The organism is Streptomyces sp. NPDC087906 (assembly GCF_055584925.1).
Genome location: NZ_JBVJLC010000005.1, coordinates 68,417 through 95,368, shown reverse-complemented (window position 1 = coordinate 95,368; position 26,952 = coordinate 68,417). Strand labels below are relative to the sequence as shown.

The 26,952-nt window shown below is 72.4% G+C and carries 7 protein-coding genes (1 of these 7 running past the window's edge); 3 read left to right on the top strand and 4 right to left on the bottom strand.

What is annotated here, in order from left to right:
• Nucleotides 1-159: 159 nt before the first annotated feature.
• Genes ACZ63I_RS16825 through ACZ63I_RS16810 form a run of 4 tightly spaced genes read right to left on the bottom strand, consistent with a single transcriptional unit; the run spans nt 160 to nt 4,094 of the window.
• Nucleotides 160-357: a ferredoxin gene (locus ACZ63I_RS16825; protein ID WP_469339327.1), complete on the bottom strand. Its 198-nt coding sequence runs from the start codon at nt 355-357 to the stop codon at nt 160-162.
• 3 nt (nt 358-360) lie between these two features.
• Entirely contained in the window at nt 361-1,587 is a 1,227-nt protein-coding gene (locus ACZ63I_RS16820; RefSeq protein ID WP_469339325.1) for a cytochrome P450, read from the bottom strand.
• A 35-nt stretch (nt 1,588-1,622) separates the two neighbouring features.
• Nucleotides 1,623-2,681, bottom strand: a complete 1,059-nt coding sequence (locus ACZ63I_RS16815) for a DegT/DnrJ/EryC1/StrS family aminotransferase (protein WP_469339324.1) — start codon at nt 2,679-2,681, stop codon at nt 1,623-1,625.
• Between the two features lie 30 nt (nt 2,682-2,711).
• Nucleotides 2,712-4,094 carry a glycosyltransferase gene (locus tag ACZ63I_RS16810; protein ID WP_469339322.1) on the bottom strand — a complete coding sequence of 461 codons (1,383 nt, stop codon included), beginning with the start codon at nt 4,092-4,094 and terminating at the stop codon, nt 2,712-2,714.
• 368 nt (nt 4,095-4,462) lie between these two features.
• Here ACZ63I_RS16810 and ACZ63I_RS16805 point away from each other — a divergent pair, with 368 nt between their 5' ends.
• The 3 genes in view from ACZ63I_RS16805 to ACZ63I_RS16795 are tightly spaced (at most 44 nt apart) and all read left to right on the top strand, a layout consistent with a single transcriptional unit that may run on beyond the window.
• On the top strand, nt 4,463-8,611 hold the full coding sequence (locus tag ACZ63I_RS16805) for a type I polyketide synthase (protein ID WP_469339321.1): 4,149 nt from the start codon (nt 4,463-4,465) through the stop codon (nt 8,609-8,611).
• A 44-nt stretch (nt 8,612-8,655) separates the two neighbouring features.
• Nucleotides 8,656-18,282, top strand: a complete 9,627-nt coding sequence (locus ACZ63I_RS16800) for a type I polyketide synthase (protein WP_469339319.1) — start codon at nt 8,656-8,658, stop codon at nt 18,280-18,282.
• 19 nt (nt 18,283-18,301) lie between these two features.
• Nucleotides 18,302-26,952: the 5' end (the start) of an SDR family NAD(P)-dependent oxidoreductase gene (locus tag ACZ63I_RS16795; RefSeq protein WP_469339317.1), read on the top strand. 24,136 nt of this gene lie beyond the right edge of the window; 8,651 of the gene's 32,787 nt are visible here — the first part of the coding sequence; it begins with the start codon at nt 18,302-18,304; its stop codon lies off the right edge, out of view.

Below are 26,952 nucleotides of genomic sequence, written 5' to 3'. Positions count from 1 at the left end.
CGCGCCGGGGGGGGTCGCTCCTGGTGGGGGGCGCCCAGCGCGCCGCGGCCCCCACGGCGCGGCGGGTGGGGTGGTCGGGGCCGGGCCGGGCCCACCCCGCGGGGCGCGCCCCCCCCGGGGGGGGGGGCCCGCGCCCGTCGGTACGTACAAGAAAGCCGGTCAGTCCTCCCGTACGGTGATCGCCTGCGACGGGCAGATCAGCCCCGCCTGCCGCGCGGCGTCCAGCTCAGGGTCGTCCGAAGGCTCCTCCAGGACCAGGACGATCCCGTTGTCGTCCTGGTCGAAGAGGTCGGGAGCCGACAGCACGCACTGCCCAGCCCCGACACAGCGGTCGGTGTCCACGTCGATCCGCGCCATCACTCATACCTCCGTCAGTTGCTTGCTCTGCCAGCGGACGGGCAGCGCGTGCAGCCCGTACAGCACCCCGTCGTACTTGAGCGGCAGCTCCTCGACCGGCACCGCCAGCTCCAGCGACGGGATCCGCTCGAAGAGCGTCCGGTAGGCGATGTCCATCTCGACCCTGACCAGGTTCTGGCCCAGGCACTGGTGCACGCCGTACCCGAAGGCCACGTGCGAGCGGGCCGACCTGCCGGGGTCGAACTCGTCGGGCCGGTCGAAGACCGTCCCGTCGTGGTTGGCCGCGGCCACCAGCGGCACGATGCCCTCGCCCGCCTTGATGAGCTGACCGCCGATCTCCACGTCCTCGACGGCGACCCGGAACGCCACCAGGTCGGCGACCGAGTAGTAGCGCAGCAGCTCTTCCACCGCCCGCTCGTCGCCGATCCACTCCGGGTTGGTCAGCAGGGTGACCACGCCGAGGCCGATGTTGTTCGCCGTCGTCTCGTGCCCGGCGATCAGCAGGAGCATCGAAACGCCGGACAGCTCCCGCTTGTTGAGCGTCCCCTCGGCCAGCAACTGGCTGATCAGGTCGTCGCCCGGCCGCTTCTGCTTGATGGTGATCAGCCGGTTGAGATAGCGCAGCAGCGCGACGGAGGCCGCCTGGCGCTGCTCGTCCGTGGAGGTGAGCGTGACCAGCACACGGGTCTTCGTCTCGAAGAAGTCGCGGTCCGCCTTGGGCACGCCGAGCAGATTGGAGATCACCAGCGACGGCACGGACAGCGCGAAGTCGGCGATCAGATCGGCGGTTTCGCCCGCGGCGAGCATGGCGTCGAGGCGCTCGTCGACGATCTGCTGGATCGCCGGCCGCATCTCCCGCACCTTGCGCACGGTGAACTCGGGGATCAGCGTCTTGCGGAACCTGCCGTGCTCCGGCGGGTCCAGCGCCACGAACCAGCCGGGCACCTCGTCCTGGGACGGCACACCGCCGGTCTTCGCCGCACGGGGGAAACCGGGGTGCGAGGGGTTGGAGCTGATGCGCGGATCGGTGAGCACCGTCCGCACGTCCTCGTGCCGGGTCACCAGCCACACCGGCACCCCGGAGGGCAGTGTGGAGCGTACGAGGCCGTCCTGCGCGCGGAAGTCCGCGTACTGCGGCGGCGGGAAGACCTGGCCGGGCCGCCGCAGCGGGAAGGCGACCGGGCATCCGTCCGCCGGTGTCATCACCGGGCACTTGTCAGGGGTTGTCATCATCTGGTTCCTCTGCGGATCGGAACGTCCCGTGCTCACGCGGCGCCGTAGAACTCACGGACCTTCGCCGTGATGAACTCCTGGTCGTCCTCGGTGAGACCGGTGTGCGTCGGCAGGTAGAAGCCGTCCTCGCTGAAGCGACTGGCGTTCAGCGAGGGCCAGTTGTCGTCGTGGTAGCCGGGCTGGCGGCTCATCGGCTTGAAGAACAGCCGGGTCTCGACACCCTCGGCGGCGAGGAAGTCCCGCAGCTCCTCGCGCCGTTCGGCCCGCAGGTCGTACATCCACAGCACGTCGCGCTGCGGCATCAGCGTGATGCCGTCGATGTCCCGCAGCCCCTCGTCGTAGCGCCGCTCGATCTCCTTGCGGGTCTGCAGGATCGAGTCGAGCTGCTCGGTCTGCGCCAGGGCGACGGCCGCCTGCATGCTCGTCATACGGAAGTTGTAGGCCAGCTTCTTGTGCAGGAAGCTGTGGTCCTTGGTGAACGCCATCGCCCGCAGATGGGCCATCTGCTCGGCGAGCCGCTCGTCGTCGGTGACGCAGATACCGCCCTCGCCGGCAGTGATGATCTTGTTGGCGAAGAGCGAGAAGCAGGCGATGTCGGCGACCGGCCGCACGCCGTGCGCCTCGGCCGAGTCCTCCACGACCCGGAGGTTGTACTCGTAGGCGATGTTCATGATCGCGTCCATGTCGCACCGCCGCCCGTAGATGTGTACGGGCATGATCACCTTGGTGTTCGAGGTGATCTTCTCCTCGATGAGCGAGACGTCGATGTTGAGATCGTCGCCGCAGTCCACGAAGACGGGCGTGGCGCCCACGTAACTGACCGCCCAGGCGCTCGCGATCATCGTGAACTCGGGGACGATGACCTCGTCACCGGGACCGATGTCGAGCGCCCGCAGGGCCAGGGTCAGCGCCGTCGTGCCCGAGGAGCAGGCGACCCCGTGCGCCGAGCCGTTGTAGCGGGCGAACTCCTCCTCGAACTTGCGCACATAGGGCCCCTGCGACGAGATCCAGCCGTCGCTGACGGCCTCCGTCACATATTCGAGCTCACGTCCGCCGAGCCAGGGTTTGGAAACCGGATAGGTGAAAGACATGGGATGCCCCGATCGGTGAGTGGCGGGTGGTCAACGGGTGGCGAGTGCCGGGAGGTCGAGCAGCAGCTCGGCGGCCGAACCCCGGCCGCCGGCGGCGCGCAGAAGCCGCCCGAAGTACTCGGCGCGCGCACGGAAGGCGCCGTCGCCGAGGACGCGGCTGAGCTTGTCGTACACATCGTCGGGATCGACGGTCTCCGGCCGGTCCAGCGTCAGGCTGACGCCGAAGTCCTGGCCGCGTACCGCCTGGTCGTCGCAGTCCACCCAGAGCGGCCTGACCACCAGCGGCTTACCGAAGTACAGCCCCTCGTGGTAGCCGTTGCCGCCGGCGTGGGTGAAGAAGACCTTGACGCTCCGGTGGGCCAGCACGTCGAGCTGCGAGGGGACCCACTTCTCGATCCGCAGATTGTCCGGCAGCTCGGCCGGCAGCAGATGGCGCTGTTCCTCGGGAAGCTTCCACAGGACCGCGTGCTTGTCCGACAGCCGCCGCGCCACCTCGACCAGCGCGCCCACCTGCTCGCGCGTCAGCCGGGTGATCGTGCCGAACCCCATGTAGACGACGGAGTCCTGCGCGTCGAGCCAGTCGGAGAGGCCGCCGTCGTCCGGGGCCTGCGGCAGCGGCGGCACCATCGTGCCGACGAGCCGCATCTTGTCCGGCACGGGGAACGGGTAGTCCAGTTCCGGCACCGAATAGCAGAGCACCATCTCGGCGTGGTCGATCCTGGCCATCATCTGCCGCGCCTCGGGCGCGATCCCCAGCTCCGTACGGATCCGGTTGTCCTCCTCGACCACCTTGCGCACCGAGGACGTCAGGAACATCCCCAGCGTGCGCACCCGGAAGAGCTGGTTGGCCACCCGCTGCCGGAAGGTCATGTCCAGCGGCAGCCCCGAGTGCGGCACGGGAAAGCCGCCCGGCGTGTACGACTTGGCGAAGGGCACGTGCGACGTGAGGACGTTGCTCGGCACGAACGGCACGCCCAGCACGAACGGAATCCCCTTGGTGATGGCCAGCTCGTAACCGAACTGGCACATGCTCTCGATCACCATGAGCGCCGGCTTGACCTCGTCCACGACGGCTTCGAGACGCCGGTACTTCTCGACCCGCGACTGCGGCGCGAACGAATGCTTGATGACCGCGCGGTGCGCCTTGAAACGCGAACGCTGGGTCACTTCACGATACGTCTCGTCGTCCCAGGTGACGGCCGACATCTCCGACACCACATCGCCGAGCGAAGCGAACTCGACCGGCGTTTTCACGCCGATCGCCTCGACGTCGGAACGCCCTTTCTCATCGGCCGCGAACCACAGGTCTTCCACTCCGCGGCGTGACAATTCCTCGGCGAGTACGAGCAATGGATTGATGAGACCGCTTTCGGCATAACTGACGAACAGGATCGGCCGCCGAATCGAGTCCATGGACAACACCCTTCACAAGTGGCAGTCCGATGGCTCGGTGCCACACGTACACACGGCCGGTCGCCGGGTGGCCGCCCTCATCGCCACCGCCCCCGGTCCACGCCGTCCGGAGGAGACCGGCGCCGCCGTCGGACGGGCGCGCCGCGCGATGAAGCGGGACAGTAACTTGGTCTCACACCACGCTCCGGAGAATCCCTAGTCTTCGCCCGCCGCACGACTTTTCACGCCCTGTACGGGCCGCCGGCACCTGCCGCGCAATGGCCGGCAGGGGGGTCGGAGAATTCCTTAGGGAAAAGTACAGCGTCGCCGCCCATACGATCCGGCACGGAGAGATGTCCGTGGCCCGACTTTTCCCAGGGGTGTGCAACGTGAAGACGATCGGAGCCGACGAAGACCCGGTAGTGGTCGTCGGGATGGCGTGCCGCTATCCGGGCGGCGTGCGCTCCCCCGAGGAGCTGTGGGATCTGGTCCTGGCGGACCGCGACGCGATCTCCGGCTTCCCGGCGGACCGCGGCTGGGACCTGGACGCGCTCGCCGGTGAAGGACCCGGCCGCAGCGTGACCCGCGAGGGCGGTTTCCTCCACGAGGCCGCCGAGTTCGACGCCGGGTTCTTCGGCATGTCGCCCCGCGAGGCGGTGTCGACCGACCCGCAGCAGCGGCTGGTGCTGGAAACGTCGTGGGAGGCCGTGGAACGGGCCGGCATCGACCCGCTGTCGCTGCGCGGGAGCCGTACCGGCGTCTTCGTCGGCACCAACGGCCAGGACTACGCCACCGTCACCCAGCGCTCGCCGCAGGACCTCGCGGGCCATGCCATGACCGGCCTCTCACCGAGCGTCGCCTCCGGGCGGCTCGCCTACACCCTCGGTCTCGAAGGACCGGCGATCACGCTGGACACCGCTTCCTCCTCCTCGCTGGTGGCCCTGCACTGGGCCGCGCGCTCGCTGCGTGCGGGGGAGTGCTCGATGGCCCTGGCCGGCGGTGTCACCGTCATGTCGACGCCCGTCGGCTTCGTCGGCTACTCGCGGCAGGGCGGACTCGCCCCCGACGGCCGCTGCAAGGTGTTCTCCGACGACGCCGACGGCACCGCCTGGGCCGAGGGCGTGGGCATCGTCGTACTGGAACGCCTGTCCGACGCCCAGGCCAACGGACATCCCGTCCTCGCCGTCGTCCGCGGCTCTGCGACCAACCAGGACGGCGCGTCGAACGGGCTGACCTCCCCCAGTGGCCGGGCCCAGGAGCGGGTGATCCGCGAGGCCCTCGCCGACGCGGGCCTGTCCACCGCCGACGTCGACGTGGTGGAGGCGCACGGCACCGGCACCAAGCTCGGTGACCCCATCGAGGCACAGGCGCTGCTGGACACCTACGGCCAGCACCGCACGCCGGAACGGCCGTTGCGGCTCGGCTCCCTCAAGTCGAACATCGGGCACGCCCAGGCCGCCGCCGGTGTCGGCGGCGTCATCAAGATGGTGATGGCGATCCGGCACGGGCTGATGCCGCGCACCCTGCACGTGAACAAGCGCACCACCGAAGTGGATTGGGCCGACGGTGCGGTGGAACTGCTCACCGAGCCCGTCCTGTGGCCCGAGGACGGACGGCCGCGCCGGGCCGGTGTGTCGTCCTTCGGCATCAGCGGCACCAACGCCCACCTGATCATCGAGCAGGCCCCGGAAACCGCCGAACAGGCCCCGGACGTCCCGGGTTCGCAGACGGCCCCACCCGTCGGCGAACCCGGGACCGCGCCCACCGTCGTGCCCTGGCTCGTCTCGGCCAAGACCGAGGCGGCCCTCGACGCCCAACTCGCCCGGCTCACCTCCTTCGTGGACGACCGGCCCGAACTCGCCCCGACGGACGTCGGGTTCTCACTGGCGACCAGCCGGGCCGCGCTGCGCCACCGGGCGGTGCTGCTCACGACCCTCGCACAGCGCCGGAGGCGCGGCGAGGAGCCGCAGGTGCGCGAAGCGTCCCGCGGTGTGGCGGGCGACGGCGTCACCGCCGTGCTCTTCCCCGGCCAGGGCAGCCAGCGGCTCGGGACGGGACGTGAACTGTACGAGCGCTTCCCGGCGTTCGCCGAGGCCCTGGACGCCGTCGAGGCCGAATTCGGCGCCCACCTCGACCGCCCGCTGCGCGACGTCATGTGGGGCGACGATCCCGGACTGCTGGACGAGACCGGCTGGACCCAGCCCGCGCTGTTCGCCGTCGAGGTGGCGCTGTTCCGCCTCATGGAGTCCCTGGGCGTACGGCCCGCCGTCGTGGGCGGCCACTCGATCGGGGAGATCGCCGCGGCCCATGTCGCCGGGGTGTTCTCGCTGCCGGACGCGTGTGCGCTGGTCGCCGCGCGCGGCAGGCTGATGCAGGCGCTGCCGGCCGGCGGTGCGATGGTCGCGATCCAGGCCGCCGAGGACGAGGTCGTCCCGCTGCTCACGGAGCGGGTGTCGATCGCCGCCGTCAACGGCCCCGCGTCGGTGGTGGTGTCGGGCGACGAGGGCGAAGTCCTGGAAATCGCCGCGCACTTCACCGGGCTCGGCCGCAAGACGAATCAGCTTTCGGTTTCGCACGCCTTCCACTCTCCGCTGATGGACCCGATGCTCGACGAGTTCCGGCAGGTCGTGGCGGGCCTGGCCTTCCACGAGCCGGCCGTGCCCGTGCTGTCGAACCTCACCGGCCGACTGGCCACCGACGAGTTGAGCACCCCCGAGTACTGGGTGCGGCACGTACGCCACGCCGTCCGCTTCGCCGACGGGATCAAGGCGCTGCCCGCCGAGAACGTGGATGTCCTGCTGGAGCTGGGGCCCGGCGCCGTCCTGTCCGCGATGGCGCGCGACAGCCTCGGCGACGCGGCCGGGCGGACGACCGTCGTCCCCGCCCTGCGCAAGGACACCCCCGAGGAGACCGCCCTGGTCACCGCGGTGGGCCGACTGCACACCGCCGGAGTCCCCGTCGACTGGCGTGCCTTCTTCGCCGGTACCGGCGCCCGGCGGGTCGAGCTGCCCACGTACGCCTTCCAGCACGAGCGCTTCTGGCCGGCCCCGCCGGGGCCCGGCACAGCCGGCGGCGCCTCAGGCACGGGCGCCACCGGACACCCGCTGCTGGGCGCCACCCTGGAACTCGCCGACGGCGAGGGGCTGGTGTTCACCGGCACCCTCTCGGCGCGCTCCTGCACCTGGCTGGCCGACCACACGATCGCCGGCCGGACCCTGCTGCCGGGCACGGCAATCCTCGACATGATCGTCCGCGCGGCCGACGAGGTCGGCTGCGACCGGATCGAGCGGCTGGTCCTCACCGAACCCCTCGCCCTGCCCGAACACGGGGCGGTGCGGATCCAGATACGCGTCAGCGCGCCGGACGGCATCGGCTGGCGCGTCGTCACCGTCCACGGCAGGACGGAAGGCGCGGTCGACGAGCCCTGGACCGAGCACGCGACCGGCGTACTGACCCCCGGCGCCGACGAGGCCGCACCGCACGATGGCCTCGACGCCGCCGCCTGGCCGCCCGAAGGCGCGGTCCCGGTGGACCTGGAAGACCACTACGAGCGGCTGGCCGACAACGGGTTCGACTATGGCCCCGTCTTCCGCGGGCTGCGGGCGCTGTGGCGAAGCGGCGACGAGATCTACGCCGAGGCCGCCCTGCCCCCCGGGGTACCGGACGCCGAGTCGTACGGACTGCACCCCGCCCTGCTCGAAGCGGCGCGGCACGCGGCCATGACGGACGGCGAAGGCAACCTCCCGCTCTGCTGGGAGGGCGTGTCCCTGCACGCCTTCGGCGCCACGGAGCTGCGCATCCGGCTCACTCCGCGCGACGACGGCGCGCCGGCGCTGCTGGCCGCCGACGTCCGCGGCACACCGGTGCTCTCCGTCGAGGCCCTGCACACCCGCCCGTTGACGCGGGAGGAGCGGGCCACGGCCCTGCGCGAGGCCCATACCCGTACCGGCGCCGCGACGCCGGCCGAAGGACGAAGGACCCCCCGGCCGCCTGCCGCGAAGCCGGGCTCAGCGGGCGGCGCCGCTCCCACACCGGTGAAGCTGCTGGAAGGCATGCCGGAGAGCAAGCGCGTGCGCCATCTGCTGGACCTGGTACGGACGGAGGCGGCGGCCGTGCTCGGCCACGGCAGCCCGGACGTCATCGGCGCCCAGCAGGTCTTCAAGGAAATGGGCTTCGACTCGCTCGCCGGCGTCGAACTCCGCGACCGGCTCGGCACGCTCACCGGCCGGCAGCTCCCCAGCACGCTCGTATTCAACTTCCCGACGCCGGTCCTGGTCGCCGAATACCTGTCGGCGGAACTCACCGCCCCGGCGGCGACGGGTTCGCCGGACGACGAACTCAACCGGTTCGAGGCGGTCATGAAATCGGTACCCGCGGACGGTTCCGAACGCCAGGTGATCGCGGACCGGCTGGAGAAAATCGTCTCCACGCTACGCCAATCCACGCCACTCGCCCTGCACTCGGCGGGCGAGGACATCGAGACGGTGTCGGTCGACAGGCTGCTCGACATCATCGATGAAGAGTTCGAAACCACATAACGAATTGTTGCTTTCGTTCGCGACCCGATGATGAGGACGGACCGGTGCCAGAAGACCAGCAGGACAAAGTCGTCGACTACTTGAGGCGGGTCACCTCTGACCTCCGCCGCGCGCGTCAGCGCATCGGCGAACTCGAACTCAAGAACAACGAACCCATCGCCATCGTGGGAATGAGCTGCCGCCTCCCCGGCGGTGTGCGCTCCCCCGAGGCCCTGTGGGATCTCGTCGATTCCGGTGGCGACGCCATTTCCGGCTTCCCCACGGACCGCGGCTGGAATCTGGACCGGCTCACCGGCGAAGGAGAAGGCAGCAGCACCACCCACGAAGGCGGATTCCTCTACGAGGCAGCCGAATTCGACGCCGGATTCTTCGGCATATCGCCGCGCGAGGCCATCGCGATGGACCCGCAGCAGCGGCTGCTGCTCGAAGTGTCCTGGGAAGCCCTCGAACGGTCCGGGATCGCCCCCGACTCACTGCGCGGCAGCCAGGCCGGCGTGTTCGTCGGCGCCTACCACTGGGGGCAGCCGACGGCCGGTACGGCGGGGGAACTCCAGGGGCACGCGCTGACCGGCACGGCGGCCAGTGTGCTCTCCGGCCGGCTCGCCTACACCCTCGGACTCGAAGGCCCCGCCATCACGGTGGACACGGCCTGCTCCTCCTCGCTGGTCGCGCTGCATGTCGCGGCCCAGTCCCTGCGGGGCGGCGAGTCCTCGCTCGCCGTCATCGGCGGTGTCACGGTCCTCTCGGAGCCCTCCGTCTTCGTCGAGTTCAGCAAGCAGGGCGGGCTGGCACCCGACGGCCGCTGCAAGGCGTTCTCGGACGAGGCGAACGGCACGGGCTGGGGCGAGGGCGTCGGCGTACTCGTCGCCGAACGGCTCTCCGACGCCCGGCGCAACGGCCACCAGGTGCTGGCCGTACTGCGCGGCTCCGCCGTCAACCAGGACGGCGCTTCCAACGGCCTGACCGCGCCCAACGGACCCTCGCAGGAGCGGGTCGTCCGGCAGGCGCTGGCCAACGCCGGTCTTTCGGCGGCGGACGTGGACGCGGTGGAGGCGCACGGCACCGGCACCAGGCTCGGTGACCCCATCGAGGCACAGGCGCTGCTGGCGACCTACGGCCAGGACCGGGACCGGGAAAGCCCGTTGTGGCTGGGCTCGCTCAAGTCGAACATCGGACACACCCAGGCGGCGGCCGGTGTCGCCGGCGTCATCAAGATGGTGATGGCGCTGCGGAACGGCGTGCTGCCGAAGACACTGCACGTGGAGTCCCCTTCGTCGCACGTGGACTGGGCGTCGGGCGCGGTGCGTCTGCTGTCCGAGGCCGTGGAGTGGCCCGAGACTGACCGGCCGCGCCGCGCCGCGGTGTCGTCGTTCGGCATCAGCGGAACGAACGCGCACGCGCTGCTCGAAGAGGCCCCGGCCGCGCAGGACGCGGAGCCGTCCGCCGAAGCGCCCGTCGAACCCGCCGCCGAGCCCGTGTCCGTCGCGGGTGGTGTGGTGCCGTGGGTGGTGTCGGGACGCGGCCGGTCGGCCGTACGGGACCAGGCGACGGCGCTCGTCTCCCGGGCGGAGGCCGCCGCGAGCCCGCTCGACGTGGGCTTCTCGCTCGTCTCGTCCCGCTCCGTCTTTGACCACCGCGCCGTACTGGTCGGCGAGGACGGCGACGAACTTCTCACCGGGGCGCGCGCGTTGGGCGCCGGGGAGTCCTGGGCGGGTCTGGTCGAAGGCGTGGCCGATGTCGAGGGGAAGACGGTGTTCGTCTTCCCGGGGCAGGGTTCGCAGTGGGTGGGGATGGGGGCGCGTCTGCTGGACGAGTCGCCGGTCTTCGCCGAGCGGATCGCTGAATGCGAAGCCGCGCTGGCCGAGTTCACCGACTGGTCGTTGGCGGATGTGCTGCGCGGTGTGGAGGGTGCGCCGTCGTTGGAGCGGGTCGATGTGGTGCAGCCCGCCTCCTTCTCGGTGATGGTGTCCCTGGCAGCGCTGTGGCGTTCGCGCGGGGTCGAGCCGGACGCCGTGGTGGGTCACTCCCAGGGTGAGATCGCCGCCGCGGTGGCATCGGGCGCGCTGTCGTTGGAGGACGGCGCGCGGGTGGTGGCGCTGCGCAGCCAGGCGATCGGCCGCAGTCTTGCCGGGCGCGGCGGGATGATGTCCGTCGCCCTGCCGGTGGCGGAGGTGGAGAGCCGGCTGGAGTCGTGGTCCGGCCGGGTGTCCGTGGCCGCGGTCAACGGGCCGCGCTCGGTGGTGGTTTCGGGTGAGCCCGGAGCCCTGGACGAGCTGTCGGCGGAGCTGACGGGCGAAGAGGTCCGGGTGCGCCGGGTGCCGGTGGATTACGCGTCGCACTCGGCGCAGGTCGAGGACTTGCGTGACGAACTGCTCGACGTCCTGGGACCGGTGCGTCCGCGTGTCTCGGAGGTGCCGTTCTTCTCCACGGTGACCGGCGAATGGCTGGACACCGAGCAGATGGACGCCGGGTACTGGTTCCGCAACCTGCGGCAGCGGGTCAGGTTCGCTGACGCCGTACAGGACCTGCTGGACAGCGGGCATCGGGCGTTCATCGAGGTGAGTTCGCATCCGGTGCTGACGATGCCGGTGCAGGACATGATCGACGATGCGGGCGAACCCGCCGTCGCCACCGGGACGTTGCGTCGTGACACGGGTGGTGTGTCGCGGTTCCTGCTGTCGGCCGCCGAGGTGTTCGTACGCGGTGTCGACGTCGACTGGACAGGTGTGTTCGCGGGTACCGGCGCCCGGCGCGTCGACCTGCCGACGTACGCCTTCCAGCACGAGCGCTTCTGGAACATCCCCGACGTGCTCGACCAGGTCGCCGGAATCGACCCCTTGGACGCGGAGTTCTGGGCGGCGGTGGAGCAGGAGGATCTGTCCGCGCTGTCCGCGACGCTGCGTACCGACGAGGGTTCGGTGGCCGCTGTGCTGCCGGCGCTGTCGTCCTGGCGCAGGTCGCGCCACGACCGCTCGACGGTCGACTCCTGGCGCTACCGCGTCTCCTGGTCACCTGCGGGCAACGTCCCCCAGGCGCGGCTCACCGGGACCTGGCTCGTGGTGTCGGCCGAAGGCATTGACGACGCCGATGTCGTCGGCGTGTTGAGCGGATCGGGCGCTGACGAGGTACGGCGGTTTGTGCTGGACGAGTCGTGCGTGGACCGTGCGGTCCTCGCGGAGCACCTGACCGAGCTGCTGGCCGAGACCGGCGAGGTCGCCGGAATCGTGTCCGTACTCGCGCGCGCCGAGGAGCCCGGGGAGCGATACCCGGGGCTGTCCCTCGGTCTGGCGCTGACGGTCTCGCTGGTGCAGGCCCTGGGCGACACGGAGACCGGGTCGCCGTTGTGGTTCCTCACCCAAGGCGCCGTCTCCACCGGCCGCTCCGACGAGATCACCTCTCCCGCGCAGGCGCAGGTGGCCGGGGTGGGCTGGACAACGGCCCTGGAGCATCCGCAGCGTTGGGGCGGAGTCGTCGATCTGCCGCCGGTCCTCGACCAGCGGGCCGCCCAGCGCCTGGTGTCCGCCCTCGCCGGCGTACTGGGCGAGGAGGACCAACTCGCCATCCGCTCGTCCGGCGTGCTGACCCGTCGTATCGTCCGGGCGGGCGCCGGGCGCAAGGCGTCGTCCCGCGACTGGAAGCCGCGCGGCACCACCCTGGTCACCGGCGGCTCTGGCACCCTCGCCCCCGGACTCGCCCGCTGGCTGGCCGGACAGGGCGCCGAACATCTGGTGCTGCTGAGCCGGCGGGGCATCGACGCCCCCGGCGCTCCCGAACTCGTCGCCGAGCTGGCCGAGTTGGGCACGGAAGCGACCATCGCCGCCTGCGACGTCACCGACCGTGACGCCGTGGCCGCGCTCCTGGCACAGCTCAAGGACGACGGCCGCACCGTCCGTACGGTCATCCACACCGCAGCCGTCATCGAGCTGTACTCGCTGGCCGAGACCAGCATGGAGTCGTTCTCCGACGTCGTGCACGCGAAGGTCGCCGGCGCCCGCCATCTTGACGAGCTGCTGGACGACGCGGAGTTGGACGACTTCATCCTCTACTCGTCCACGGCCGGCATGTGGGGGAGCGGTCACCACGCCGCGTACGTGGCGGGCAACGCCTTCCTCTCCGCGCTCGCCACCCAGCGCCGCGCCCGGGGTCTGCGCACCACGTCGGTGCACTGGGGCAAGTGGCCCGACGACATCGAGCGCGAGCTGGCCGACCCGCACCAGATCCGCCGCAGCGGCCTCCAGTACCTGGACCCGGAGCTGGCGCTGAGCGGCCTCAAGCGGGTCCTGGACGACGACGAGACCGTCATCGGTCTGACGGACGTCGACTGGGACACGTACTACCCCGTCTTCACCTCGGGCCGCCCCACCCGCCTCTTCGACGAGGTGCCCGAGGTCCGGCGCCAGCTCACCGCCGGCACCGAACAGGCCGCCGCAGGACCCGAGATGAGCGATCTCGCGGTGCGGCTGCGCGAGCTGACAGCCCCCGAGCAGGAGCGCCTGCTGCTCACTCTCGTCCGTACGGAGGCGGCTGCCGTCCTCGGCCACGCCTCAGCCGACGCGTTCCCCGAGCGGCGCGCCTTCCGGGACATCGGCTTCGACTCGGTCACCGCAGTGGACCTGCGCAACCGGCTCGTGGCCGCCACCGGTCTCGCGCTGCCGTCGACCATGGTCTTCGACTATCCGAGCCCCGCCGTGCTGGCCGGCTTCCTGCGGTCCCGCGCCGTGGGAGACGCGCCCACGGCGCAGGAGGCGACCGCGTCGGCCGCCGGTGCCGAGGCCGACGACGAGCCGATCGCCATCATCGCCATGAGCTGCCGCTACCCCGGCGGCGCCGGATCCCCCGAAGAGCTGATGCGGCTGGCCCTCGACGGCGCCGACGTCATCTCCGAGTTCCCCGCCGACCGGGGCTGGGACGCCGAAGGACTCTACGACCCCGACCCGGACCGGCAGGGCACGACCTACTCGGTCAGGGGCGGATTCCTGCACGAGGCCGCCGAGTTCGACCCCGGCTTCTTCGGCATCTCGCCGCGCGAGGCGGTCGCCATGGACCCGCAGCAGCGGCTGCTGCTGGAGACCTCCTGGGAGACCTTCGAGCGCGCCGGGATCGACCCGGACTCGCTGCGCGGCTCCGCCGCGGGTACGTTCATCGGCGCCAGCTACCAGGACTACTCGTCGAGCGTGCAGAACGGCTCCGAGGGCTCCGAGGTGCACATGGTCACCGGCACGGCGGCCAGTGTGCTGTCGGGCCGGGTCTCGTACCTCTTCGGGTTCGAGGGCCCCGCCGTCACGGTCGACACGGCCTGCTCGTCCTCGCTGGTCGCGATGCATCTGGCCTGCCAGTCGCTGCGCAGCGGTGAGAGCTCCCTCGCCCTGGCAGGCGGCGTGGCCGTCATGGCCACCCCGCACGCCTTCGTGGGCTTCAGCAGGCAGCGGGCGCTCGCGCTCGACGGCCGCTGCAAGCCGTTCTCCGAGGCCGCCGACGGTATGACGCTGGCGGAAGGCGTCGGGGTCGTCCTGATGGAGCGCCTGTCGGACGCGCGGCGCAACGGGCACCGGGTGCTCGCGGTCGTGCGCGGCTCGGCGATCAACCAGGACGGCGCTTCCAACGGCCTGACCGCGCCCAACGGACCCTCGCAGCAACGGGTGATCCGGCAGGCGCTGGCCAACGCCGGTCTGTCGACGGCGGACGTGGACGCGGTCGAGGCGCACGGCACCGGTACCAAGCTCGGTGACCCCATCGAGGCGCAGGCGCTGCTCGCGACGTACGGCCAGGGCCGCGACCCGGAGTACCCGCTGTGGCTGGGCTCGCTCAAGTCGAACATCGGGCACACCCAGGCCGCGGCCGGCGTCGCCGGGGTCATCAAGATGGTGATGTCCCTGCGCGACGGCGTCCTGCCCCGCACCCTGCACGCGGGCACCCCGTCGTCGCACGTCGACTGGACGGCGGGCGGGGTGGAGCTGCTGCACGAGCAGACCCGCTGGCCGGACGCCGGACGCCCGAGGCGCGCCGGGGTCTCGTCCTTCGGGATCAGCGGCACCAACGCGCATCTCATCCTGGAACAGGCCCCCGCAGCCGAGGAGCCCGCCGTCGAGGAGCCCGCCGTCGAGGAGCCCGCCGAACCGGCGGCGGAGGTATCGGCCGGCGACGGCGTCCTGCCCTGGCTGATCTCGGCGAAGTCCGACGCCGCACTGCGCGAGCAGGCCGCCCGGCTGCTCGCCCACACCGATGCCGCCCCCGGCCTGTCGCCCGCCCGGGTCGGCTGGTCGCTGGCGACCGGCCGGTCGGTCTTCGCGCACCGCGCCGTGGTGCTGGGCGAGACCAGGGACGACTTCCTGCGCTCCCTCAACGCGCTGGCCACCGGGGCGAGTTCGGCCGGTCTCGTGTCCGGGGTCGCGGACGAGGGCGGAGCCGGCGGACCGGTGTTCGTCTTCCCCGGCCAGGGCTCCCAGTGGTGGGGGATGGGCCGCGACCTGCTCGCGAGCTCCGAGGTGTTCCGGGAGACCGTGGACGCCTGCGCCGAGGCGCTGGCCCCGTACATCGACTGGTCGCTGCACGACGTGCTGTCCGGTGCGGCGGACCCCGCGCTGCTCGAACGGGTCGACGTGGTCCAGCCCGCCCTGTTCTCCATGATGGTCGCGCTGGCCGCGCTCTGGCGCTCCTACGGCGTCGAGCCCGCTGCCGTGGTCGGCCACTCGCAGGGCGAGATCGCCGCCGCCTACGTGGCAGGCGCGCTCACCCTCGACGACGCCGCCGCCGTCGTCGCCCTGCGCAGCCAGGCCCTGCCCCGGCTGTCCGGGCTCGGCGGCATGATGTCGGTGGCCGCCCCGGTCGAGCGGGTCCAGGAACTGCTGGCGCCCTGGGCCGAACTCCTCTCGGTGGCAGCCGTCAACGGCCCCTCGTCGGTCGTCGTCTCCGGCGACGCCGAGGCGCTGGACGAACTGCTCGCCGCCTGCAAGGAGCAGGACGTACGTGCCCGCAAGGTCTCGGTGGACTACGCCTCCCACGGCTCGCACGTCGAAGCGGTACGGGACGAACTGTCCCGGGTGCTCGCCGGCGTCCGCTCCGCACCGCCCACCGTGCCGTTCTACTCGACGGTGACCGGCGGCCGGCTGGAGACGGCCGCGTTCGACGGCGACTACTGGTACACCAACCTGCGCCAGACCGTACGCATGGAGGAGGCGACCCGCGCCCTGCTGGCCGACGGGCACCGCGTCTTCATCGAGGCGAGCCCGCATCCGGTACTGGCAGGGCCCATCCAGGAGACCCAGGAGGCGGAGGAGGAGGCCGCGGGCTCCGCGGTGGTCCTCGGGTCGCTGCGCCGCGACGAAGGCGACACCCGGCGCTTCCTCGCCTCCCTCGCCGAGGCGTACGTCCACGGCACACCGGTCGACTGGCGCACGGCGTTCCCCGCCGAGAGCCCCGCACCGGTGGAGCTGCCGACGTACGCCTTCCAGCGCCGGCGCTACTGGCCGGAGCTGAAGCCCGCCCAGAACGGCGGGATCGGCGCGGGAACCGGCGGAGCAGGCGGCGAGGCCGACTCGGCGTTCTGGCGGCTCGTCGAGAACGAGGACCTGGAGTCCCTCGCCGACGAACTCGGCGTCGGAGCCGACGGCGAGCGCTCCTCGCTCGGCGCCGTCCTGCCCACCCTCTCCGCCTGGCGCGCCAAGTCGCGGGAGCGGTCCCTGGTCAACGAGTGGCGCTACCGCGTCGACTGGGCCCGGCTGGCCGAACCGGCCGCGCCCCCCGCAGGCGGCCGGCGGCTCGCTGTGGTCCCCGCCGGCAGCGCCGACGACCCGTGGATCGCCGCCGTACTCGCCGAACTCGGCCCGGACACCGTTCTGTTCGAGGCGTCGACCGAAGGCGCCGACCGCACCGTCTGGGCCAAGCGGCTCGCCGAACTGACCTCGGAAGGAACCGAGTTCGCGGGTGTGCTGGCGCTGCTGGCCCCCGCCGAGGAACGGCACCCGGACTTCGGCTCCGTGCCCAGCGGTCTCGCCCTCACCCTCACCCTCGTCCAGGCACTGGGCGACGCCGGAATCGACGCACCGCTGTGGTGCGCCACCCGCGGCGCCGTCTCCGTCGGCCGCGACGACCCGCTGACCAGCCCGGTCCAGGGCGCGTTGTGGGGTCTCGGCCGGGTGGTCGCGCTGGAGCACCCGGACCGCTGGGGCGGTCTGGTCGACCTGCCGGAGACACTGGACGCACGGTCCGCCGCGCGGCTGACCGCCGTCCTGGCCGGACTCGACGGCGAGGACCAGGTCGCGATACGCGGCTCCGGTCTCTACGGGCGGCGCATGACGCACGCGGCGCCCGCCGTCGCCACCCCCGAGCGCCCCTGGCGCGGCCGGGGCACGGCACTGATCACCGGCGGCACCGGCGGTATCGGCGGCCGGGTCGCCCGCTGGATGGCCGAGAGCGGCGCCGCCCATCTCGTGCTGACCAGCAGGCGCGGCGAAGAGGCCCCCGGCGCGGCCGAACTGCGCGCCGAACTCGAAGAGTTGGGGGCCAAGGTCACCATCGCGGCCTGCGACGCCGCCGACCGTGCGGCGCTGGCCGGCGTCATCGAGGCGATCCCCGCCGACCTGCCGCTGACCTCCGTGTTCCACTCCGCCGGAGTCGCGGACGGCGACGACAGCGTGGCGTCACTGACGCTCGGTCAGCTCGACGCGCTCATGCGGGCGAAGCTGACCGCCGCACTGCATCTGCACGAACTGACCCGCGGCCTCGACCTGGACGCCTTCGTGCTGTTCTCCTCGGGCGCCGCCGTCTGGGGCAGTGGCGGCCAGCCCGGCTACGCGGCGGCCAACGCGTTCCTCGACGCGCTGGCCGAGCACCGCAGGGCCGAAGGGCTGACCGGCTCGTCCGTCGCCTGGGGCACCTGGGCCGAGGTCGGCATGGCCACGGACCCCGAGGTCGGCGAACGGCTGCGGCGCCAGGGCGTACGGGCGATGGAACCGCCGCTGGCCCTCGCGGCGCTTCAGCGGATGCTGGAGGACGACGACACGGCCCTGACCGTGGCGTCGATGGACTGGGACGTGTTCACCCCCAGCTTCACGGCGACCAGGCCCAGCCCGCTGCTGGCCGCGATACCGGAGGCCGGCCAGGCGCTGGCCACCGACAGCGGCCTCCCCGCCGACGACGCCGAAAGCGCCGTACCGCCACTGCGGCAGCGGCTCGACGCCCTGCCCACGGCGGAGCGCGCCCGCGCCCTGCTCGAAGCGGTACGCACCGAAGCGGCGGCGACACTCGGCCACGAAGGGGCCGACGCCATCGCGGCGAACCGCGCCTTCCGCGACGTCGGGTTCGACTCCGTCACCGCCGTCGAACTGCGCAACCGGCTGCGGACCGGCCTCGGCCTGCCCCTGCCGGCGGCCCTGGTCTTCGACCACCCGACCCCGGAGGCGCTGGCGCGGCATCTCGGCCCGCTCCTCTTCGGGGCCGTACCCGGACAGGACACCGGCACGACCGACGACCCGGAAGCGCACATGCGCGACGTCCTCGCATCCGTCCCGATCAGCCGACTCCGTAAAGCGGGCCTGCTGGACATGGTGTTGAAGCTCGCCACCACCGACGACGCCGAGGCCGCAGGCCCGGCGGACGGCGGCGGCGACTCGCTCGACGACATGGACGCGGAAAGCCTGCTGCGGCTCGCCACCGAGAACTCGGCGAACTGAAAGAGATCTGGAGACAACGATGAGCACGTCCCCCAACAAGTACGTCGAGGCGCTGCGGTCGTCCTTGAAGGAGAACGAGCGGCTCCGCCGGCAGAACGAGCGGCTGGTGGCTGCCGCGGAGGAGCCCGTCGCCGTCGTCGGCATCGGCTGCCGCTACCCCGGCGGAGTGACCTCCCCCGAGGCCCTGTGGGAGCTGGTCGCCGAGGGCCGCGACGTCATGGGCGGCTTCCCCGCCGACCGCGGCTGGGACCTGGACCGCCTCGCGGGGGAAGGACCCGGCCGCAGCCTCGCCCAACAGGGCGGATTCCTCTACGACATGGCGGAGTTCGACCCCGGCTTCTTCGGGATCGCGCCCCGCGAAGCCCTCGCCATGGACCCGCAGCAGCGGCTGCTGCTCCAGGTGTGCTGGGAGGCGCTGGAGCGGGCCGGGATCGACCCGGCCACGCTGCGCGGCACCCAGGCCGGCGTGTTCGTCGGCACGGCGGGGCAGGACTACGGCTCCGTCATCAAGGCGTCCGGCGACGACATGGAGCAGTACGCCACGACCGGCCACGCCGCCAGCGTCATCTCCGGCCGGCTCTCCTACACGCTCGGCGCCGAAGGGCCCGCCGTCACCGTCGACACGGCCTGCTCCTCCTCGCTGGTGGCCCTGCACTGGGCCGCGCAGTCCCTGCGCAACGGCGAGTGCACGATGGCCCTCGCCGGCGGCGCCTCCGTAATGGCCACCCCGGGACCCTTCGTCTCCTTCACCGCGCAGAACGGCATGGCGGCCGACGGCCGCTGCAAGTCGTTCTCCGACGCCGCCGACGGCACCGGCTGGGGCGAGGGCGCCGCCGTCCTCGTCCTGGAACGGCTCTCCGACGCGCGGCGCGCGGGACACCCCGTCCTCGCCCTGCTGCGCGGCAGCGCCATCAACCAGGACGGCGCGTCCAACGGCCTGTCCGCCCCGCACGGCCCCTCGCAGCGGCGCGTCATCCGCGCGGCCCTCGACAACGCCCGGCTGGCACCGGGCGACGTCGACATCGTCGAGGCGCACGGTACGGGGACGACGCTCGGCGACCCGATCGAGGCGCAGGCCCTGCTCGCCACCTACGGCCAGGACCGCGCACACCCGCTGCGCCTGGGCTCGGTCAAGTCGAACATCGGACACACCCAGGCCGCTTCGGGGGCCGCCGGCGTCATCAAGATGATCATGGCGATGCGGCATGGTCTGATGCCGCGCACCCTGCACGCCACCGAACCGTCCGGCGACGTCGACTGGACCACCGGATCCGTGGAACTGCTGACCGAGGCCGCGCAGTGGCCGGAGACCGGACGGGCCAGGCGCGCCGCCGTCTCCTCCTTCGGCGTCAGCGGCACCAACGCGCATGTGATCCTCGAACAGGCACCGCCCGCGCCCGCCGAAGCGCAGGACGACCCCGCGGCCGCCGTGGCACCGGGCGTGATCCCCTGGGCCCTGGCCGGCCGGTCGGCTGCGGCCCTGGACGCCCAGCGCGAGCGACTGCTCGCCCACCTCGACCGGACTCCGGACCTCCGGCCCGCCGACGTCGGCTTCTCCCTCGCCGCGGGCCGCTCGGTCTTCGAACACCGCGCCGTCCTGCTCGCCGGGGACACCGGTCCCACCGAGATCGCCCGGGGCGTCGCCGACGACGCCCCGCTCGCCGTCCTCTTCTCGGGCCAGGGCTCCCAGCGGCTCGGCATGGGCCGGGAACTCCACGCCCGCTTCCCGGTGTTCGCCGAGGCGTTCGACGCCGTCGCCGACCAGCTCGACGCGCACGCCGACCGCCCGCTGCGGGACATCGTCTGGGGAACCGACGCCGCCGAACTCGGCGAGACCCGGTGGACCCAGCCGGCGCTCTTCGCGATCGAGGTGGCGCTGTACCGCCTCGTCACCTCCCTCGGCGTCACCCCCGACTTCGTCGGCGGCCACTCCATCGGCGAGATCGCCGCCGCCCATGTGGCCGGCGTCTTCTCCCTGGAGGACGCCTGCCGCCTCGTGACGGCCCGCGCCTCGCTCATGCAGGCCCTGCCGCGCGACGGCGCCATGGTCGCCCTGCGCGCGACCGAGGACGAGGTCCTCCCGCTGCTCACCGACCGGGTGTCCATCGCCGCGGTCAACGGGCCGCAGTCGGTGGTGATCGCGGGCGACGAGAGCGCCGTACGGGACATCGCCGCCCACTTCGAGGCGCTGGAGTGCAAGACCAGCAGGCTGCGCGTCTCGCACGCCTTCCACTCGCCGCTCATGGACCCGATGCTGGACGAGTTCCGCGCCGTCGCGCGGAGCCTGAGCTTCGCCGAGCCGACGCTGCCGGTCGTGTCGAACGTGACAGGGCGCATCGCCACCGTCGAGGAGCTGTGCTCCGCCGACTACTGGGTGCGGCACGTACGGGAAGCCGTACGGTTCGCCGACGGTGTGCGCACCCTCACCGGACGCGGCGTCACCACCCTGCTCGAACTCGGCCCCGACGGCGTGCTCTCCGCCATGGCCCAGGACTCCCTGCCCGACGGCGCGGCGATCGTACCGCTGCTGCGCAAGGACCGCCCCGAGGAACTGGCCGCCGTCACCGCCCTCGCCCAGGCGCACGTACGCGGCGCCACCGTACGGTGGGCCGCCCTCTACGCCGGGTCCGGCGCCCGGCAGGTCGACCTGCCGACGTACCCCTTCCAGAACCAGCGGTACTGGCCCGCCGCCTCCCTCGACACGGCAGGCGACATACGCGCGGCAGGACTCGGCTCCGCCGGGCACCCGCTGCTCGGCGCCGCCGTCGAACTCGCCGACGGCGAAGGCGCCCTGTTCACCAGCCGGCTGTCCGTCCAGTCCCACCCCTGGCTCGCCGACCACGGCGTACGCGGCCGGGCCCTGCTGCCCGGCACCGCCTTCGTCGAGCTGGCCATCCGCGCCGGTGACGAGGTCGACTGCGACCGCGTCGAGGAACTGACCCTCGCCGCGCCCCTGGCCTTCCCCGAACACGGCGCCGTACAGCTCCAGGTCCGGGTCGGCGCCGCCGACACCGCCGGCCGCCGGCCGCTCGGCATCTACTCGCGCGCCGAAGGCGTCGTCGACCTGCCCTGGTCGCAGCACGCCACCGGTGTCCTCGCCCCCGGCACCCCCGGCGCCCGGGGTGCGGACCCCGGCTTCGACGCCGCCGCCTGGCCGCCGCCCGGCGCCGAACCCGTCGACCTCGACGGCTGCTACGACCGGCTCGCCGGACTCGGCTTCGACTACGGCCCCGTCTTCCAGGGGCTGCGCGCCGCCTGGCGGCGCGGCGACGAGGTGTTCGCCGAGGTCACCCTGCCCGAAGGCGCCGACACCGAGGCGGGCGCCTTCGGCCTGCACCCGGCGCTGCTCGACGCCGCCCAGCACGCCGCCGCCTACGCCGACCTCGGCGCTATCAGCAGCGGCGGCCTGCCGTTCGCCTGGGAGGGCGTGTCACTGACCGCCTCCGGCGCGGCGGCCGTACGCGCCCGGCTCACCCCCACCGGCGACGACACCGTCTCGATCGCCGTGTACGACACGGCCGGCGGGCCCGTACTCTCCGTCGACTCGCTGGTCTCGCGCGTGATGCCCGCCGAGCGGCTGCACGACACCGGCGCCGTCCACCGCGACTCGCTGTTCCGCGTCGAGTGGACCAAGGCCAAGGGCGCGGCCCCCGCCGAACCCGTCCCGGTCGCCGTGGTGGGCACCGACACACTCGGCGTGGCCGAGGCCCTGCACAGCGCGGGAGCGCCCGTCACACACCACCCCGACCTCGCGTCGCTCGCGGCGGCGGAAGGCCCGGTCCCCGGCGTGGTCATGATCGCCGCGACCGCCGACCCCGACCCCGACCCCGACACCGACGGCCCCGGCGACGGTGTCGTGGCCGCCACACACACCCTCGGCGCCCGGGTACTCGAAGACGTACAGCAGTGGCTGGCCGACGACCAATTCGCCGACTCCCGGCTGGTCTTCACCACCCGGGGCGCCACCGACGGCACCGACCTCGCCGCCGCTTCGGTGCACGGACTCGTCCGTACCGCACGCACCGAGAACCCGGGACGCCTCGGCCTCCTGGACCTGGACGCCGGCCCGGACTCCCTCTCCCCGGCGGACGTGCCGGCCCTGCTCACCGCCGCGGCCCTGACCGACGAGCCGGACCTCGCGATACGGGACGGCCAACTGCTCACCGCCCGCCTCGCACGCGTCCCGGCCCCCGACGAGCCGGCCGACTGGGACGCCGAAGGGACCGTCCTCATCACCGGCGGCACGGGCGGCCTCGGCGGCGTCCTGGCCCGGCACCTCGTCGCCGAACGCGGCGTACGCCACCTGCTGCTCGCCAGCCGCAGCGGCCCCGCCGCCGCGGGCGCAGCCGAACTGGCCGCCGAACTGGAGGCGCGGGGCGCCGACGTGACCGTCGCCGCCTGCGACGTCACCGACCGGGCCGCCCTCGCGGAACTGCTGGACACCGTCCCCGCCGACCACCCCCTGACCGCCGTCGTGCACACCGCGGGCGTCGTCGACGACGGCGTGATCGGCTCCCTCACCGCCGACCGGCTCGACCACGTGCTGCGGCCCAAGGCTGACGCCGCCTGGCACCTGCACGAGCTGACCCGGGACCTCGACCTCGCCGCGTTCGTCGTCTTCTCCTCCGTCGCCGCCACCCTCGGCAGCCCCGGACAGGCCAACTACGCGGCAGGCAACGCCTTCCTCGACGCGCTCGCCACCCACCGGCGGAACGCGGGACTGCCCGGCACCTCCCTCGCCTGGGGCCCGTGGACCAGCAGCGTCGGCATGACCGCCACGCTCACCGACATCGACGTGGAACGCATCGCACGCTCCGGCATGCCGCCGCTCTCCGTCGAGCAGGGCGTCGCACTGTTCGACGCCGCCCTCGCCACCGGCGCCGCCACCGTCGCACCCGTACGCCTCGACCTGCCCGTCCTGCGCGCCCAGGGTGACATCCCCGCACTGCTGCGCGGCCTCATCCGCGCCCCTGCCCGGCGCGCCGCGGCCCAGGTCTCCGAAACGGCCGGCGGCCTCGCCCAGCGCCTCGCGGGACTGGGCGGCGCCGAGCGCCGCGAGATCCTGCTCGACCTGGTACGCGGCCAGGTCGCCCACGTCCTGGGACACACCGACGCCGGAGAAGTCGAAGCCGCCCGCCAGTTCCAGGATCTCGGCTTCGACTCCCTGACCGCCGTCGAACTGCGCAACGGCCTCAACACCGTCACCGGCCTGCGGCTGCCCGCGACGATGGTCTTCGACTACCCGACGCCCAGCGCCCTCGCCGACCACCTGCGCGACGAACTCCTCGGCAGCGAGGCGCAGACCCCCGCCGTACCGGTCCGCGCCCTGCCCCCCGTCGGCGACGACCCCGTCGTCATCGTCGGCATGGCCTGCCGCTACCCCGGCGGCGTGACCTCGCCCGAGGACCTCTGGCGGCTGGTCACCGAGGGCGGCGACGCCATCTCCGCGTTCCCCGCCAACCGAGGCTGGGACGTCGAAGGGCTCTACGACCCGGACCCCGACCGCCCCGGCAGGACCCACGTACGCGAAGGCGGATTCCTGCACACAGCGGGCGAGTTCGACCCGGACTTCTTCGGCATGAGCCCCCGCGAGGCGATGGCCACGGACTCCCAGCAGCGGCTGCTGCTCGAACTGTCCTGGGAAGCCTTCGAGCGCGCCGGGATCGACCCGGTGTCACTGCGCGACAGCCAGACCGGCGTCTTCGCCGGTGTGATGTACAACGACTACGGCCCGCTGCTCACCGGCGAGGAGTACGAGGCGTTCCGCGGCAACGGCAGCGCACCGAGCGTCGCCTCGGGCCGCGTCTCCTACACCCTCGGCCTGGAGGGCCCCGCCGTCACCGTCGACACCGCCTGCTCCTCCTCCCTGGTCGGCATGCACCTCGCCGCCCAGGCGCTGCGCAGCGGTGAGTGCTCGCTGGCCCTGGCCGGCGGCGTGACCGTGATGTCCACACCGAGCACCTTCGTCGAATTCTCCCGGGCACGCGGACTGGCCCCCGACGGCCGGTCCAAGGCGTTCTCCGAGTCCGCCGACGGGGTCGCCTGGTCCGAGGGCGTCGGCATGCTGGTGCTGGAGCGCCAGTCCGACGCCGTACGCAACGGGCACGAGATCCTGGCCGTGCTGCGCGGCAGCGCGATCAACCAGGACGGTGCTTCCAACGGCCTGACCGCCCCCAACGGCCCTTCGCAGCAGCGGGTCATCCGCCAGGCGCTCGCCAGCGGCGGCCTCTCGGCGGACGACGTCGATGTGGTGGAGGCACACGGTACGGGGACGACGCTCGGTGACCCGATCGAGGCGCAGGCGCTGCTCGCGACATACGGGCGTGACCGCGACCCTGAGCGGCCGCTGCTGCTCGGTTCGGTGAAGTCCAACATCGGCCACACGCAGGCCGCGGCGGGTGTGGCGGGCGTCATCAAGATGGTGCTGGCCATGCGGCACGGAGTGCTGCCGCAGACGCTGCACGTGACCGAGCCGTCAACCCATGTCGACTGGTCCGCGGGCGCTGTGGAGTTGCTGACGGAAACCGCCGAATGGCCCACGTCCGACCGCGTCCGCCGTGCGGGTGTGTCATCGTTCGGCATCAGCGGGACGAACGCGCACGTCATCCTGGAGCAGCCGGCCCCGGTGATCCGGGGGACAGTTGAGGCTCCTGCGGTCGAGCCGGGTGTGGTGCCGTGGGTGCTGTCCGGCCGGACGCCGGAGGCGCTGGCCGCGCAGGCGGCGCGGCTGCTGTCCGCCGTCGAGTCGCAGACCGGGCAGCGCCCGGTGGATGTCGGGTTCTCGCTGGCCACAGGCCGGTCGCTGTTCGACCACCGGGCGGTCGTGCTGGCGGGCGATCCCGCGGACGCGGTCCGCGCGCTCACCGCGCTGGCGGCCGGCGGGGCGGACGCCTCGGCGGTATCCGGGACGGTCGCGGGCGGCAAGCGCGCGTTCCTGTTCTCGGGTCAGGGTTCGCAGCGGTTGGGGATGGGCCGGGAGTTGTCCGGCCGGTTCCCGGTGTTCGCCGAGGCGCTGGATGCCGTACTGGCGGAGCTGGACGGTGCGTTGGGCCGTTCGCTGCGGGAGGTCATCTGGGGTGACGATCCCGAGTTGCTGAACCAGACCGGGTTTACGCAGCCGGCGTTGTTCGCGGTCGAGGTGGCGTTGTTCCGGTTGGTGGAGTCGTGGGGTGTGACCCCTGACTTCGTTGCCGGTCATTCGATCGGTGAGATCGCGGCTGCTCATGTGGCCGGGGTGTTGTCGTTGGCGGATGCGTGCCGTTTGGTGGTGGCGCGTGCTTCGTTGATGCAGGGGCTGCCGTCCGGTGGTGCGATGGTGGCGGTGCAGGCGACGGAGGACGAGGTGCTTCCGCTGCTGACGGAGGGCGTGTCTATCGCAGCCGTCAACGGGCCTTCGTCCGTGGTTGTTTCGGGTGACGAGGACGCGGTTCTCGCGGTTGCCGGGCAGTTGGCGGAGCAGGGTCGTAAGACGAGTCGGCTGCGGGTGTCGCACGCCTTCCACTCGCCGCTGATGGATCCGATGCTGGACGAGTTCCTGGCGGTGGCGCAGAGCTTGGCCTTTGAAGCGCCGCGTATCCCCGTGGTGTCGAATCTGACCGGCGCTCTGGCGAGCGCCGATGAGCTGTGCTCGGCCGATTACTGGGTGCGCCATGTCCGCGAGGCGGTCCGATTCGCCGATGGTGTACGGACGTTGGGCGAGCAGGGTGTGAGCACGTTCCTGGAGCTGGGGCCCGATGGTGTGCTCTCCGCCATGGCGCAGGATTCGGTCCCGGACGACGCCGTGACCGTACCGCTGCTCCGTAAGGACCGGCCCGAGGAACTGGCCGCCCTCACGGCGCTGGCACAACTCCATGTGCGCGGCGTGCCGACCGATGTGGCCGCTGTGTTCGCCGGGACAGGTGCGGTGCGGGTCGACGTACCCACGTACGCCTTCCAGCACCAGTGGTTTTGGCCTGCGGGCCAGCGGGTCGGCGCGGGCGACGTACGCGCGGCGGGACTGGGCTCGGCCGAGCATCCGCTGCTCGGCGCCGCCGTCGAACTGGCCGAGGGCGAAGGTGTGTTGTTCACCGGGCGGCTCTCCGTCCAGTCGCATCCGTGGCTCGCGGACCACGCGGTGCTCGGCCGCGTCCTGCTGCCGGGGACCGCACTGCTGGAGCTGGCCTTCCGGGCCGGTGACGAGGTCGGCTGCGACCGCGTGGAAGAGCTGACGCTCGCCGCGCCGCTCACGCTGCCGGAAAGCGGCGCGGTGCGGGTCCAGGTGCGGGTCGGGGTCGCCGACGACACCGGCCGGCGCTCCCTCGCCGTGCACTCCCTGACCGAGGGCGCCGACGAGCGGTCGTGGACCCAGCACGCGACGGGCGTACTGACTGCGGCCGGTCAGCCGTCGGCGGACGGGTTCGACGCCACGGTGTGGCCGCCGATCGGCGCCGAGAGCCTGGACGTCGAGGGATGCTACGACCGGTTCGCGGAGCTCGGGTTCGGTTACGGTCCGGTGTTCCAGGGGCTGCGGGCCGCCTGGCGCCGTGACGGCGAGGTCTTCGCCGAGGTGAGCCTCCCGGAGGACGCGCAGGGCGAAGCGGCCCGTTTCGGTCTGCACCCCGCGCTGCTCGACTCCGCCCTGCATGCCTCGCTCCTCGCCGGTGACGGCGAAGAGGGCAGCGGGGGCCTGCC

Excerpts from the sequence above, each read along its gene's own strand:
- ACZ63I_RS16825 (WP_469339327.1), bottom strand. The coding sequence starts at position 357 with ATGGCGCGGATCGACGTGGACACCGACCGCTGTGTCGGGGCTGGGCAG.
- ACZ63I_RS16820 (WP_469339325.1), bottom strand. The coding sequence starts at position 1,587 with ATGACAACCCCTGACAAGTGCCCGGTGATGACACCGGCGGACGGATGC.
- ACZ63I_RS16815 (WP_469339324.1), bottom strand. The coding sequence starts at position 2,681 with ATGTCTTTCACCTATCCGGTTTCCAAACCCTGGCTCGGCGGACGTGAG.
- ACZ63I_RS16810 (WP_469339322.1), bottom strand. The coding sequence starts at position 4,094 with ATGGACTCGATTCGGCGGCCGATCCTGTTCGTCAGTTATGCCGAAAGC.